The organism is Neobacillus sp. D3-1R (assembly GCF_052180215.1).
In the GTDB taxonomy this organism is placed as follows: domain Bacteria; phylum Bacillota; class Bacilli; order Bacillales; family Cytobacillaceae; genus Pseudoneobacillus.
Window position 1 is genome coordinate 1,108,054 of sequence record NZ_CP197471.1, and the last position, 13,815, is coordinate 1,121,868.

The window sequence follows — 13,815 nt, forward strand, 5'->3', positions numbered from 1 at the left end:
AATTTAAACAAGCTCCCGATTAGCTTGTTGTTTTTTTATTAACATACCATTTTCATCTGTAAAATCGGTTTCGATATTATTAAAAGATTTTTCAAAAATCTCCATAAAATCATCTCCGTATATATTGCGTACAATCGCCATCATTTCGATAATATCTGGGAATTTCCCATATAAATCTCTCAAAGGTAAGGCACCAGAGAAAACAGCATTATTATCTGGTTCATACGTTTCCATTAATTTTAATAAAATAGTTTCTCCTTCTTCCGTTAATTCCACATAAGTATTTCGCTTATCATTTTCTTTTTTAGAAAACTTTAATAAACCGCGCTCTTCTAATTTTTTAGAAAAATTAAAAGCTGTTGAAACATGCATGACGCCAAATTTAGCTACATCAGAAATGGAAGCGCCTTTTAAATGATACGCGATCCATAAAATATGATGTTCATTGATATTTAAGTCAAATGGTTTAATCCATTGCTGCCAGTCTTTCTCGATTGATTTCCAAAGTGCTTTGCTTAATTGAGCAATTCTTTGACTAAATAACATAGCTTCTTTCATTGAATAAAGTTTGTCTGTCATCCCCAAATTCACCTTCTTTATTTATTTCTTTATTAACATTATGCCAATAAAACAAAAATTAATAAAGATATAAATTTACAAAATTTTTAGAAATAATAATAAAATAAATAAAAATTGATTTTTACATTAATTTTATTATTTAAAAATTCGATAAAAAATTAAAAAATCCTTTTCATATTTATCTTTATTTCATATAAAGTGTGTTTCTAACATAAGATGGTTTTAATAGCAAAATCATCTTAATGTTTTGGTGGTGGTAGATTGAAAGGGGTTATGTTTATTATCTTCGCATTAAGTATTTTATTTTTTTTAGGAATGGCCCATTTTTTCTTTGCTTCAAAGCGCCCTGGTGTTTATCCACCAAAATATATCTTAAGAAGAAGAGCAGGGGCATTTGCGATGGGGGGGATATTGTTTTTGTTAATTGGCATTCTATTTGCTTTCTTTAAATAAAAAAGCCTGACCCTTTTAGAATAAAGGTCAGGCTTTTACTATTAGTTAAATTGAGTATTTAATTTAGTTCGTTTTAGTACTGTTGTAGCAATCGGATACAATATCACCATTGTAATTGTGTTAAAAGCTGTTGCTGGTAAAACAACGGCTGCGAATAACGCAACAAAAGGGCCAGGTAAGCCAACTAGAAAATAAGCTGATGATAAAAATACTAATCCAGAAACTAGAGTTCCTACTGCAGTCAAAATACCTACAGAAATTAGTGAACGGTTAAATTTCTTTAAGACTACAAATAATCCAAATACAATAAATGCTGTTAAAAATTTATCAATGATATTTGGTACAAGTCCCCCTGGAAAGGTAGAAGTAATACCAGATATTAAACCAGTGACTAGTCCTAATAACAGTACACTTTTCTTGTCTGGAAAAAGAATAATTCCTAAAAACATCATGGTGAGCATCATATCAGGCTTCATTCCTAAGAAAAAGCCAGGTATAACCGCGTGAAGTACTGCCCCAATTCCTACAAGTAGGGAAAGAGCAACAAGATTTTTTGTATTCATTTCTCAACTCTCCTCTGCTAATCTGTTCTATTTTAAAATTACTTCTCCAACAGTGCACTCTTGCCTGCTGCGAAAAGCTTGTTGTCATTATATCATAGGATTTTAACAGATTAAAGTAAAAATTTCATTGAAGTTTCCGTCTAAATTCATCCATGAAATTAATTAGAATCTGAACATGGGACAAGGGTACAGCATTATAGATAGAAACTCTGCAGCCTCCGATAGAGCGATGGCCATTTAATCCTATAAATCCATAATCCAATGCTTCTTGTAAAAATTTTTGGGTTAATTCCTCTGTTACTAAATTAAATGTAACATTCATTCTAGATCTAGAGTTATTCTCTGCATGACCTATGAAAAAACCGTTACTTTTATCGATTGTTTCATATAATGTAGTTGCTTTTTCTATATTTAGTTTTTCCATTTCATTTACTCCACCCATTTGATCTATCCATTTTAGGACTAAATATAAAATATAGATAGAGAAAGTAGGTGGTGTATTATATAAAGATTGATTTTGGGAATGAATTTGGTAGTTGAGCATAGCTGGAAGGGTTGCTTTTGAACGTTCCAATAGACTTTTCCGAATGAAAACCACAGTAACACCTGCTGTACCAAGATTTTTTTGAGCACCGGCATAAATCAAATCAAACTGGTTTATATCAATCTTCTTGCTAAGGAGATCACTTGACATGTCGGCTACTAATGGGATGGAAGGGAAAGAAGGATAATTTCTCCATTCAGTACCGTAGATAGTATTATTGCTGGTAAGGTGAACAAAAGCTGCAGAATTTTTGTCAGGTATAGAAAAATTAGAGGGGATATAATTATAATTCTTATCCTTACTTGAAGCTAAGATCGCCGTTTTACCATTCTTTTTAGCCTCATTAAAAGCTTTTTCAGCCCATACTCCGGAAAGGATGTAATAAGCTGTTTGATTAGGGGATAGGAGATTCATCGGGATCATTGAAAATTGAAGACTAGCTCCACCTTGTAAAAAAAGGATGTCAAACTCAGGGGGGATATCTAATAATTTTTGAAGTAAACTCTTGGCATCTTGTTGAATACTTCCATAAACATCACTCCGATGGCTTAATTCCATAATCGACATACCCGTACCATTAAAATCTAAAAGATTTTGTTGTGCTTCTCGAAGAACATCAATAGGTAATGCAGAGGGACCAGCATTAAAGTTAAGAGCATTCCTCATCTAAAAATCACTCCTATTCTTTTTAAATAATCCTAACAGAAAATGAAAATAAGTGAAGAAGTTTAGAGAAAATTGGAAAAACTTTTAAAAAGAGGAAACCTCATTGGACAACTAGTTAAAAATAAAATAAAAAGGCTCAACCTAGTGAGGGAGCCCATTGATAATTCCTTATGATATTTATAAATGCTTGCTAATACTAGAAGCTATTTCTTTTAAGTCTTGTCCGGAATATTGTTCTTGATGAGATTTCCAAACAGCCCCAAATCCATCACCTTTACCATATCGAGGGATTAAATGTAAGTGAAAGTGAAAAACAGATTGGCCAGCATGCTCTCCATTATTGTTGATAGAGTTTAAACCAATTGGATTGAATTCTGCTTTTAAGGCATTTGCTATTGCAGGTACAACTTCATAAAGTTTTGCGGCAATCTCTGGTGTTAATTCGTAAAGATTTTCTTTATGTACCTTTGGAATGACAAGTGTATGTCCCTTCGTCACTTGGCTAATATCAAGGAAGGCAAGAACATGTTCGTTTTCAAAAACTTTTGCAGCTGGGATATCACCGTTTATTATTTTACAAAAAATGCAATCACTCATCTTTTTCTTCCCCTCTCTGGTCTTTATTTCACATTTTACCATATTCCAGAAAAAAGATGAAAGGCAGGATTCGCTAGGAATCCTACCTTCATGAAGGGGTTACTGCTTCAAAGCAAACGTTTAATTCGGGAAAGTACCTTTGATAAACACCTCATTTTTTATGAGTTATTTAATCAAGTTAAGGAACCTTTTACTTTGTTCAAAACAACCATCCCCTTATTTCTTTATATGTTATCACAACTTATAAAGCGGAAATGTTGTCTGCGACAAACACCTCATTTTCTAAAATTTGGTGTTGCAACAAGTAATTTGATGGATTAAAAGGCACACTTGCGCATCGTAACCATCCCCTTATTTTTTGAAACGTTGTGAAGCCTCTGGATTGAAACGAATATTGTCTTTAACAGACACCTCATTTTCAATTAGATAGTGGTTGTCCCCTTCAAAGTTTAGAATAACCAATTTGAAAGGTTATATACATATAAATTTCATTTTCATGAAATTTAACTATTTAAGCCTAAGGGGAAATTCTATTTTCATGAAACCATTTTTGATACAATACGTAGTAAGTGAATACGATAACGTATAGAAAGGACGACATGGATGCCTTTATTAGAAATTAATGAACTTACTGGAGGATACACGAAGAAGCCCATTCTACAAAAAGTTTCCTTCTCTGTTGAAAGAAATGAAATTGTAGGATTAATTGGTTTAAATGGTGCGGGGAAGAGTACCACCATTAAGCACATCATTGGACTTATGGAGCCACATCAAGGAGAAATAAAAATTAATGGAAAATCTTTTATTAATGATAAAGAGGCCTATCGAAACCAATTTACATTTATTCCTGAAACTCCTATTCTCTATGATGAATTAACCCTCCAGGAACATCTTGAGCTTACAGCTATGGCATATGGATTGGGAAAATCTCAATATAAAGAAAGAATAGAAAGTCTTGTTGAAGAATTTCGTATGGCCAAAAGATTAAAATGGTTTCCGGCACATTTTTCAAAAGGAATGAAACAAAAGGTTATGATTATGTGTGCCTTTCTGGTACAGCCCTCCCTATACATCATTGATGAACCATTTGTAGGTTTGGATCCATTAGGAATTCAGTCATTATTAGATCTTATGAAAAAGAAGAAGGAAGAAGGAGCCGGTATTTTAATGTCTACGCATATCTTAGCGACTGCGGAACGGTATTGTGACCGGTTTGTTATCTTACACGAAGGTAAAATACGGGCAAAGGGTACGTTAGAAGAACTCAGAAAACAGTTTCATATGCCTAATGCCACATTGGATGATTTATATATACAATTAACGAAGGAAGAAGACTATGCTTGATGTTAGAGAGTTATGGACAAAACGGTCCAAAAAAACTGGTAAAGAAATAAGTCGTTACCTCCGATATATTTTTAATGGACATCTAATGATTGTTTTGATTTTTATCATAGGTTCTTTAACCTTTTATTATCAACAGTGGGTTAAAAGTTTAGATGATCAATTTCCGGCTGCGATGATTATGTCGGTCATTTTATCTATACTTTTAACCTATAGTCCGATTTACACCTTTTTATTAGAAGCGGATCGAGTTTTCCTTATACCTGTTGAAACCAGATTGAAGAATTACTTTTTAAAATCAGGCATTGTCAGTTTCATTTTACAGGCATATATCATTGTAATGGTCCTTGCTGCTTTAATGCCGATATATGTTCAAGTATACGGTTCTTCCTTTAAGGATTTTTTCTATTTTTTAATCTGCTGTTTATTATTGAAAATATGGAACCTAGCTTTAAAGTGGAAGGTTCAATTTTATGTAGAAAAACAGGTACAATTTATTGATTCCTTCGTAAGATTTTCTTTAAATACCGTATTTGTATACCTACTTTTTATGTCTGCTAATAAAACTTTACTAGGATTTTTGGTTGTAGTGATGTTAGGCTTATTTCTTTTCTTTCAGCAAACCACAAAGAAAAAAGGACTAAAGTGGGAGGAAATCATTTCTTTGGAACAAGACCGGCTCACTCATTTTTACCGAATCGCCAATTTGTTTACAGATGTCCCTAAATTAAGGGATGTGGTTAAAAGACGGAAATGGTTAGATTGGCTAACCACAAAAATTATTTTTGATAATAAAAATACTCAATTCTATCTATTAACAAGAACCTTTTTAAGGTCAGGAGATTATTTTGGCTTAGTTGTACGACTGACTGTAATTGGCAGTCTTCTTATTTATTTTTGGGATTTTGTATACGGTCAGTTCTTATTCCTTCTGCTGTTTATGTATTTAACTGGTTTTCAACTGCTGCCATTAAAAAAACACCATCAAAACATTTTATGGCTTGATTTATATCCGATCCATGAGAGACAAAGGTCTCTGGCTTTTCAAAAAATCATCTCCATCGTCTTAACGATACAGGGATTAGTATTTGCGGGTGTATTCCTTGTAAAGGGAGAATGGCTATACACTTTATTAGGAATATTGCTTGGTTTAACCTTCTCCAAGTTGTTTGTTCGCTTTTATAGCTGGAAAAAGGTGTGATGACAATGAATGAATACGAACTTAACGTTTATCATGAGCTCATTAGTTGGAAACAAGAAATATTGAAAAGACCTAATATGATCGATCGATTATCACGCAAAGCACAGAAAAAGGTAAATGAGATAATTCCTGAAAAAATTCATTCTGCAGTTACTGAAGCAATGAAAGGAATGGTCCAAGCAACCTTAACTGGTTCTCAATTTACTACCAAAAAGGCACAAGGTGAAGGTTTATCACTACAACAGAAGGATGAAAAACTAAAAGAAAAACTGAACAGTTATCGCCGAACAGCCACGATTGAAGGGGCTGGGACAGGTGCAGCAGGTTTTTTTGTAGGTTTAGCGGATTTCCCATTATTTTTAACGATTAAAATGAAATTTTTATTTGAAGTAGCTTCTATTTACGGATATGATACTAGAAAATATGAAGAACGACTATTTTTACTATATGTTTTTCAATTAGCTTTTTCTAAGGACGAAGCCAAAGTAAATACTTTAAAAATGATTGAAGAATGGGAAAGTCAAGATGAAACGATTATGGAAATAGACTGGCGAACCTTTCAGCAAGAGTATCGTGATTATATTGATCTTGTAAAGCTATTGCAAATGGTACCAGGGTTAGGAGCTATTGTAGGGGCATTTGCTAATTATCGCTTAACTGAACATTTAGGAAATACGGCAATGAATGCTTATCGGCTAAGAATATTATCGACCAATCCTACAATTGAATAGAAAAGCGTAAGCGCCTTGGTTAGCCCCGACAAGCAAATGTTCTCTATCGTAAGAAGTCTGAACTTTGACTTCTTACGATAGAGGTTATTTGACCTCGAGGGGCTAGGTAGGAAGAAATGAATTACTTTCTTCCCTGCTGGAGCTAGACAATTTTCGAAGTCCCCAAAAGTTATACATTTTTACATATGAAAATAAAAAGGACCGGTCATGTTACCGGTCCTTGCCATATTATTGCTTAACAAGAGTGGAAAGAGTATTTGTCTTCTGGTAATTAATAGCAGCTAAACCTAACGTCTTCGCCGCAATAAGCATTGCCTTTTCATTAATATCAAACTTAGGATGATGGTGTGGGTATGCTTCATCAACACCGTCCGGTTTTGCACCTGTAAAGAAGAAAGTTCCAGGCACCTTTTGTAAATAGTAGGAGAAGTCCTCTCCACCCATATGTGGTTCAGTTTCTTCTACTGTATCGACTTCAGGTACACTACCTGCACATTGAATGAGGAATTCGGTTTCTGCCTTATGATTTACTACTGCTGGATATCCTTTTTCATAGATAAATTCATACGTCGTATCGGAAGCATAACACGTCCCCTTAATGATTCTTTCGATCTCTGCTTCAATATCAGCACGAACTTCTTCATTGAAGGTTCTAACGGTTCCAATTAGTCTTGCACGGTCAGCTATAACATTAAAGGCATTTTCTGCAACAAAAGAACCAACTGTTACAACGGCAGAATCAATAGGATTTACACGACGACTAACAATTTGTTGAAGATTCATCACAAGCTGGGAAGCAATGACGATAGAATCCTTCGTCTTATGAGGTTGAGCACCGTGGCCACCTTTGCCTTGAATGATAATTTCAAAGCGATCAGATGCTGCCATCACTGGTCCAACTCGATACTGAATCGTACCTGTAGGATTCAATGCCCATAAATGAGTACCAAAAATAACATCTACACCTTCTAAGCATCCATCTGCGATCATAGGTGCTGCTCCCCCAGGAGCGTATTCTTCAGCGTGTTGATGGATCATAACATAATTTCCTTCTAACTCAGCACGATTTTCATGTAAAACTTTAGCTAAGACTAGTAGAGTAGCAGTGTGTCCATCATGTCCACAAGCGTGCATGACACCAGGAATAAGAGATTTATAGGGAACATCTTTTTCATCTTGTATAGGAAGGGCATCGAAATCAGCACGTAGAGCAACCGTTTTACCGGGCTTAGCACCATAGATTTTTGCTACAACACCGTTACCGCCGACATTGCCTTTTACTTCTACACCAAGTTTATCGTAAAACGATTTTATGTAATCGGCTGATTGAACTTCTTGAAAAGAGAGTTCAGGGTGTTGATGTAAAAAACGACGGATCTCAACCATTTCATCGTAATACTTTTCTAAATTTTCAAATAAATTTTTGTACACATTGACCACTCTCCTCAGGTTATAATTATTTAAGATTATAGCACTAAATGTATATACTAGCTTTATATAAGCTCGAATTCTTGTAAAAATTTTTTCTGGAGGAAAAACATGAACAAAAAATACGAAAAACACTTTTTCATCTATAGCTTGGTGGCTGGGTTAATTGGTATTTACCTACTTTACTTAGTTACTCATAGCGAATCTCTTTGGATTGACCGAACTTTTTCAGCTATTTTTACCACTTCTAACAGTACCGCAATAACCATATTTGATTATATTACACAGCTTGGTTATAAGTTAGGAATTGGAACAGTAGCCCTTCTTACCATTCTATGGTTATGGATAAAGAAAAAAGATTATGCTGGTATGGCAACAATAGCTTTGGCAGTTGGGTTAGGTAATGAAGTAAATAAATTATTGAAAAATTGGATTGGAAGAGAAAGACCTTCACTAGAACATATAGGAGAAGAAGCATCATTAAGTTTTCCAAGCGGACATGCTATGGTGGGGATCATTCTCTATATGCTTCTTGCCTACTTCTTGGTAAAGTATATCCCATCAACTGTTGGAAAATGGATTGCTGCTGCCAGCTGTGTAGTGATTATTTTATTATTGGGTATCAGTAGATTGGTTTTAAATGTACATTATGCCTCAGACGTAATTGCCGGTTATGCATTTGGTTTTATATGGGCATTTTTGTGGATTTTAATTTATCAGCAGATAAAGGAAAAAGCAAAAGTAAGGGGCTAAGCCGATATGGCAAGCCCCTTTTTTTAAAAAATGCTATGCATAAGATTACTTAGTGACTTTGGCAATTAGTACTAAATCAACAGAGATTTGTTCGAGGGCTTCCGCTTTTTGTTTTTAAATCAAAAACATTGCTACGATAGTTGTAACAACTAAACCAATAACGACTGGTAATAAGTTTCTTCGTGCTAGCTCAAAAACATCTACATTACAAATTGCTGCAACAGGGATGATGGCCCATGGCACTAACGTTCCTCCACCAACCCAGATGGCAGAAATTTGACCCAAGGCAGTTAAAGTAGCGGCACCCCCACCAAGAGCATGTGAAAATAAATTAGCCACTGAACCAGCTAAAGAGATACCAGAGAACCCTGAACCATCTAAACCTGTGATGGCCCCTACTGCAGTTAACGTAATGGCACCCACTTCCTGATTTAGAGGAACAATATTAGCTAAGGCTACCCCTAAGTCATTGACTATACCTTGAGAAGCAGCAGGTAAATAGTCGCCGATAATTTTACCAAACCCAGAATCTCCTAAATAGAAGAAGGCTGCAATTGGAATAACTGGACCAAATACCTTAAATCCAAATTGGAATCCATCAATTAAATAACTTGTTGTTTTTTCAAGTCCCTTACCTTTATGAGTTACTAATGTAATTAAGATCAGAATAAAAATGGACGTACCACCAATAAGTGCGGTAGCATCGCCGCCTTGTAGTTTTAAAATAAACATAGCTGCTACATCAATAGCAAATAATAGTGGTATCAATAACGCAAAGAAACGTTTTTGATTCAAACTTAAAAGTGCAGCATCTTCACCTTGTTCACCTAGAAGTGCATTGTTCTCCAACCCTTCTACTTTTAATATACCTCTTTTCATATCTCTTTTAAGTAAGAAAAAGGCTGCAATTGTCGTTACGATTCCCATTGTAATAACTAATGGAATACTTGCTTGAATAACCTCATTAACCTGTAATCCAGCTGCGTCTGCTGTTAATTTTGGTGCTGCTTGGATAATAAAATCACCAGATAATGCTATTCCGTGTCCAAACAAGTTCATAGCTACGGCTACCCCTAAAGCAGGAAGACCTACTCTTAATGCGACCGGTAATAAAACTGCCCCCAATAAAGCTACTGCAGGAGATGGCCAAAAAAACCAAGAGATAATCATCATGAGAATCCCGATTGTCCAGTAAGCCATGGTAGAATTTCTGATTAATTTGGAAAAAGGAGAGATCATAACATCGTTTATTCCTGTTGATGTGAGTGTTTTACTCATTGCTACAATGATGGAGATAACTAAAATCGTCGATAATAACTCTGTGATGGCATATATGAAACTATTAAAAATACTACTTACCGAATGACTGAGTGATCCAGTGGCGGTGATGGCTATTAAAAATATGCCTACTATACAGATAAGGGATGTATCCCTTCTCATTACCATAAAGCCAATGATAAGGGCAATGAAAACGACGTATATCCAATGAAGTGTAATTAATTCAACCCCCATAAAAACTCCTCCTTGAGTCCGAGTAAATTAGGCAATCGCCCTCTTACGGATGTAATACACAATATGAGATTTCGGAAAAATGGTGAGAAGAATTAAGAGAAAAATCAGTCTGTAGACGGAGTAGAAAGCGTGCTAGAGAATGTACTTCATTTTATTAGATATATTTTAAAATAAAGAGGTCAATAAAGGTTTTTTTATTAGGATAGAGAATGTTATAGATAGAAGAGAGGGATGATTGCTATGCGTCAATCAATGAATCAAGTCATTTTCGCAGCCTTGCTTTTATTTGTCGGTATATTTCTACTATTGTTGAATGTAGGAGTCATTTCCTTGGAAATAAAAGTACTAATTGTCGAATTATATCCGTATATTATGTTCCTTTTCAGCTTTTACTTATTAGTTAAGGCATTTAAACGACATAGTAGAGCAAGCTTATTTTGGGGAATTTTCTTTTTATCATTTTCATTAATGTTATGTCTTGACAGATTTCAAATAGTAAATTTTAGTTTTGGGGATTTTTGGAAATTATGGCCGGTGATTATTATTTATTTTGGATTAGAGTTATTAATAAGGAAGGATAAAGTTAAAATATTTTTTAATTCGGATATCCCTTTTGAGAGTAAAAACGAAGAGACAGTTGACTCTCAAACCTGGAAAGCTGATTCTAAATCATCTAGCGGTAAGAAAATTAGGAGTTTTTCCATTGGGGATATAGAAATAAAGAAATCTAATTGGTCACTAGAGCCTATGAATCTATATAACACGATAGGGGACTATTTTATAGATTTTAGTAAAGCTTATATACCTGAAAAAGAAACGCCTATCATCGTGCAAGGCTGGATAGGCGATGTAAAAATGATTGTACCTGATGATGTAGCTGTACATGTTCAGGCAAAAGTGAAAATAGGCGATATAAGGATTTTTGACATTCGTTCCAATGATATTAATAGAAACTTAGTGTATGAGACTCCTGGATATGAGGATGCCATAAAAAAATTAAATATCATGATCGAATTAAAAATAGGGTCGATTCGAATCGATCAAGTATAGGAGCAAAGATTGATGAAACAATTTCATAGCCGTTATTGGTTCTTCCAAAGTTTTATCATGACTGGTTTTATTAGTTCTTTACTATTTTTTGTGGGCTTACAAGTCTATTTATTTATCTCCCAAAAACCTGTTATTTCAATCAAAATATCATTCTGGCTTTTTTTCTATATATTAATGATCCAATTGTTTGTAAGCGGTTATGTTGGACTGAAAAATAGTACGTATTTAAAGGGGCATTTGGGTGATATACATTTATTCATTTCGGGTCTGAAAAATGGGAAACTTTCTGAAAGGTTAAACAGCTCTGATTTAGAAGAAATGGGACCGATCGTTGAAGAATTAAATCAATTGGCTATTTTTTTAGAAGAGCAGGCTTACTCCATGCAAAGACTTGCCGATGAAAAAGTAACATTAGCGCAATCCGCTCATACTGCTGCTGTGATGGAAGAAAGACAAAGATTAGCTCGGGATTTGCATGATGTAGTCAGTCAGCAATTATTTGCTTTAAGTATGCTCTCTTCAGCCACTTTAAGATTAATAGATAAGGATCCGAGTAAAGTAAAAGAGCAAATAAAAGAAATAGCGGATATAGCGACTAAAGCACAAGGGGAAATGAGGGCCTTACTACTTCATTTAAGACCCGTTCAGCTTTCAGAAGATTCCTTATGTGAAGGTATTATTAAATTAATTGTTGAATTAAAGGAAAAAACAAATCTTGAGTTTCAAGCTAGTATTGATGAAATTGAAAACCTTTCTACTGCTGCCGAAGAACATCTATTTCGAATTGTACAAGAAGCACTTTCCAATATTCTTCTTCATTCAGAGGCCAATAAAGTAAAGATTACATTGACAGAAAGGGAGCATGATATCCATTTATATATATCTGACAATGGTAGAGGGTTCGATCCTTCGAAAGACCGCTTTGCCTCTTATGGATTAAAAACAATGAGGGAACGTTGTGAAGAAATCGGTGGAATCTTCAATATTCGCTCAAAGGAAAATGAAGGCACATATTTAGATATCCGCATTCATAAAAAGGGGAGAGGCTTAAGTGGAAAAAATTAAAGTAGTCGTAGTAGATGACCATGATATGGTTCGTAGGGGAATCATTTCTTATTTACTTACAGAACCAAATATAGAAGTGGTAGGAGAAGCAAGTAGTGGAAATGATGGAATCAAATTAGTTTCTCAGGTGCAACCAGATATTGTTTTGATGGATTTATTAATGGAGAACGGGAATGGAATATATGCAACAAAGGAAATATTGAGTTTTTTGCCTACTTGTAAAATTATCATTATTACAAGTTATTATGATGATCAACAAGTATTTCCTGCTTTAGAGGCTGGAGCCTTTAGTTATTTACTTAAAACGGCATCCGCGGATGAGATTGTCCAAGCAATTTATAAAGCAGTCCAAGGTGAAACAATCATCGAACCGAAAGTAGCCAATAAAATGATTAATCGTTTCCGTCAGAGCGGGCGGAAACCTCATGATGACCTAACGGAACGAGAATTAGATGTCTTAAAATGTTTAGGTGAAGGGATGACCAATCAAGAAATTAGTGAGGAGTTATTTATCGGAATCAAAACGGTTAAGACTCATGTAAGTAATATATTAAGCAAATTAAACGTGTCAGACCGAACACAAGCAGCAGTTTATGCTAATCGCAATGGCATATTAAAATCAAAAAGGTAGGGGCTTAAAAAGCTCCTACCTAATTTTATGGATAGACAAAAGCTGATTTTGTAGCGGAAATACAGAGCCTTATACTTAAGAGTCTTCAGAAGTATGGTAAGTAGAAATATAGGAAGGCTTGGTGAAGATATTAGGAACGGAATCCAGGCCACTATCTTTTAATAATAGATCATGATATTGCTCATACGAATTTGAGCATTTCCATTCCTTATAGTTTTCCTCTTGATCCCATATTGTTAAAATTAAATATGTTCTAGAATCTAAAGAATGCAAGCCTCTAATGGCTAATAGGCCATCTTGAGTCCCTATTACATTTAGGGTCTCTTTTATTCGATATTCAAATAAAGTTTTCCCTTCCTCCGTAACAGTAAAATAGTGCATGACGACAAACCCTTCATTTATGAATGCCCCTTTTGAAACCAACACCCCAAAACTTCTAGGTTCGTTAAAAACAGATTCTCCATTTGTTTCATGAAGTAATACAGCCTGTTCAGCATTCTCTATTAATAGCATGGATTCTTTAGGGAAGGTTTGTTTCTTTTTATTTAAAAAATAATAGGTTCCTGCAGTTATATATATTTTCATTTTTTCACCTCTGGCGTTTATTTTTATAACTTTACCCAATATTTAACAAAAATAGGTACATAAATACGACTATTTTTTGACATTTAAAAGAGGTATATATACATATTTACTCCAAA

15 protein-coding genes are annotated in these 13,815 nt (G+C 34.5%); 8 read left to right on the top strand and 7 right to left on the bottom strand.

Annotation, left to right across the window (positions count from 1 at the left end):
- Positions 1 to 3 precede the first annotated feature (3 nt).
- Complete coding sequence (locus tag ACSBPO_RS05580; protein WP_442599078.1) at positions 4 to 579, bottom strand: HTH-type transcriptional regulator Hpr; 576 nt, start codon at positions 577 to 579, stop codon at positions 4 to 6.
- Positions 580 to 840: 261 nt separating this feature from the next.
- Here ACSBPO_RS05580 and ACSBPO_RS05585 point away from each other — a divergent pair, with 261 nt between their 5' ends.
- Complete coding sequence (locus tag ACSBPO_RS05585; protein ID WP_442599079.1) at positions 841 to 1,032, top strand: hypothetical protein; 192 nt, start codon at positions 841 to 843, stop codon at positions 1,030 to 1,032.
- A 41-nt stretch (positions 1,033 to 1,073) separates the two neighbouring features.
- On the opposite strand, the gene ACSBPO_RS05590 is transcribed toward ACSBPO_RS05585, so the two are convergent.
- The 3 genes from ACSBPO_RS05590 to ACSBPO_RS05600 form a co-directional block, all read right to left on the bottom strand.
- Positions 1,074 to 1,595 carry a tryptophan transporter gene (locus ACSBPO_RS05590; protein ID WP_442599080.1) on the bottom strand — a complete coding sequence of 174 codons (522 nt, stop codon included), beginning with the start codon at positions 1,593 to 1,595 and terminating at the stop codon, positions 1,074 to 1,076.
- A gap of 124 nt (positions 1,596 to 1,719) precedes the next feature.
- Positions 1,720 to 2,805: a phosphoserine transaminase gene (gene serC, locus ACSBPO_RS05595; RefSeq protein ID WP_442599081.1), complete on the bottom strand. Its 1,086-nt coding sequence runs from the start codon at positions 2,803 to 2,805 to the stop codon at positions 1,720 to 1,722.
- 177 nt (positions 2,806 to 2,982) lie between these two features.
- A complete protein-coding gene (locus ACSBPO_RS05600; RefSeq protein ID WP_442599082.1) occupies positions 2,983 to 3,402 on the bottom strand; it encodes an HIT family protein in 420 nt (139 codons plus the stop codon).
- A gap of 603 nt (positions 3,403 to 4,005) precedes the next feature.
- On the opposite strand from ACSBPO_RS05600, the gene ACSBPO_RS05605 reads away from it, so the two are divergent.
- The 3 genes from ACSBPO_RS05605 to ACSBPO_RS05615 are packed head-to-tail and all read left to right on the top strand — an operon-like array spanning position 4,006 to position 6,675.
- Complete coding sequence (locus ACSBPO_RS05605; RefSeq protein ID WP_442599083.1) at positions 4,006 to 4,746, top strand: ABC transporter ATP-binding protein; 741 nt, start codon at positions 4,006 to 4,008, stop codon at positions 4,744 to 4,746.
- On the top strand, positions 4,739 to 5,944 hold the full coding sequence (locus ACSBPO_RS05610) for an ABC transporter permease (RefSeq protein ID WP_442599084.1): 1,206 nt from the start codon (positions 4,739 to 4,741) through the stop codon (positions 5,942 to 5,944). The genes ACSBPO_RS05605 and ACSBPO_RS05610 overlap by 8 nt, the downstream gene beginning before the upstream one ends.
- A 5-nt stretch (positions 5,945 to 5,949) precedes the next feature.
- Positions 5,950 to 6,675, top strand: coding sequence for an EcsC family protein (locus tag ACSBPO_RS05615; protein WP_442599085.1), 726 nt, complete (start codon positions 5,950 to 5,952; stop codon positions 6,673 to 6,675).
- A gap of 228 nt (positions 6,676 to 6,903) precedes the next feature.
- Here ACSBPO_RS05615 and ACSBPO_RS05620 read toward each other — a convergent pair whose 3' ends face one another.
- Complete coding sequence (locus ACSBPO_RS05620; RefSeq protein WP_442600313.1) at positions 6,904 to 8,061, bottom strand: M20 family metallopeptidase; 1,158 nt, start codon at positions 8,059 to 8,061, stop codon at positions 6,904 to 6,906.
- A gap of 153 nt (positions 8,062 to 8,214) precedes the next feature.
- On the opposite strand from ACSBPO_RS05620, the gene ACSBPO_RS05625 reads away from it, so the two are divergent.
- Entirely contained in the window at positions 8,215 to 8,856 is a 642-nt protein-coding gene (locus ACSBPO_RS05625) for a phosphatase PAP2 family protein (protein ID WP_442599086.1), read from the top strand.
- 114 nt (positions 8,857 to 8,970) lie between these two features.
- On the opposite strand, the gene ACSBPO_RS05630 is transcribed toward ACSBPO_RS05625, so the two are convergent.
- Complete coding sequence (locus ACSBPO_RS05630) at positions 8,971 to 10,368, bottom strand: hypothetical protein (protein WP_442599087.1); 1,398 nt, start codon at positions 10,366 to 10,368, stop codon at positions 8,971 to 8,973.
- Positions 10,369 to 10,608: 240 nt separating this feature from the next.
- On the opposite strand from ACSBPO_RS05630, the gene liaF reads away from it, so the two are divergent.
- From liaF to ACSBPO_RS05645, 3 genes are read left to right on the top strand one after another with little or no spacing between them, the layout of a single operon-like run.
- Positions 10,609 to 11,418 carry a cell wall-active antibiotics response protein LiaF gene (gene liaF / locus ACSBPO_RS05635; RefSeq protein ID WP_442599088.1) on the top strand — a complete coding sequence of 270 codons (810 nt, stop codon included), beginning with the start codon at positions 10,609 to 10,611 and terminating at the stop codon, positions 11,416 to 11,418.
- Positions 11,419 to 11,430: 12 nt separating this feature from the next.
- Complete coding sequence (locus ACSBPO_RS05640) at positions 11,431 to 12,483, top strand: sensor histidine kinase (RefSeq protein WP_442599089.1); 1,053 nt, start codon at positions 11,431 to 11,433, stop codon at positions 12,481 to 12,483.
- 25 nt (positions 12,484 to 12,508) lie between these two features.
- Positions 12,509 to 13,114 (top strand): LuxR C-terminal-related transcriptional regulator, encoded by a 606-nt coding sequence (locus ACSBPO_RS05645; protein WP_442600314.1) that lies wholly within the window; start codon positions 12,509 to 12,511, stop codon positions 13,112 to 13,114.
- Positions 13,115 to 13,189: 75 nt separating this feature from the next.
- On the opposite strand, the gene ACSBPO_RS05650 is transcribed toward ACSBPO_RS05645, so the two are convergent.
- Positions 13,190 to 13,699, bottom strand: coding sequence for an antibiotic biosynthesis monooxygenase family protein (locus tag ACSBPO_RS05650; protein WP_442599090.1), 510 nt, complete (start codon positions 13,697 to 13,699; stop codon positions 13,190 to 13,192).
- Positions 13,700 to 13,815 lie beyond the last annotated feature (116 nt).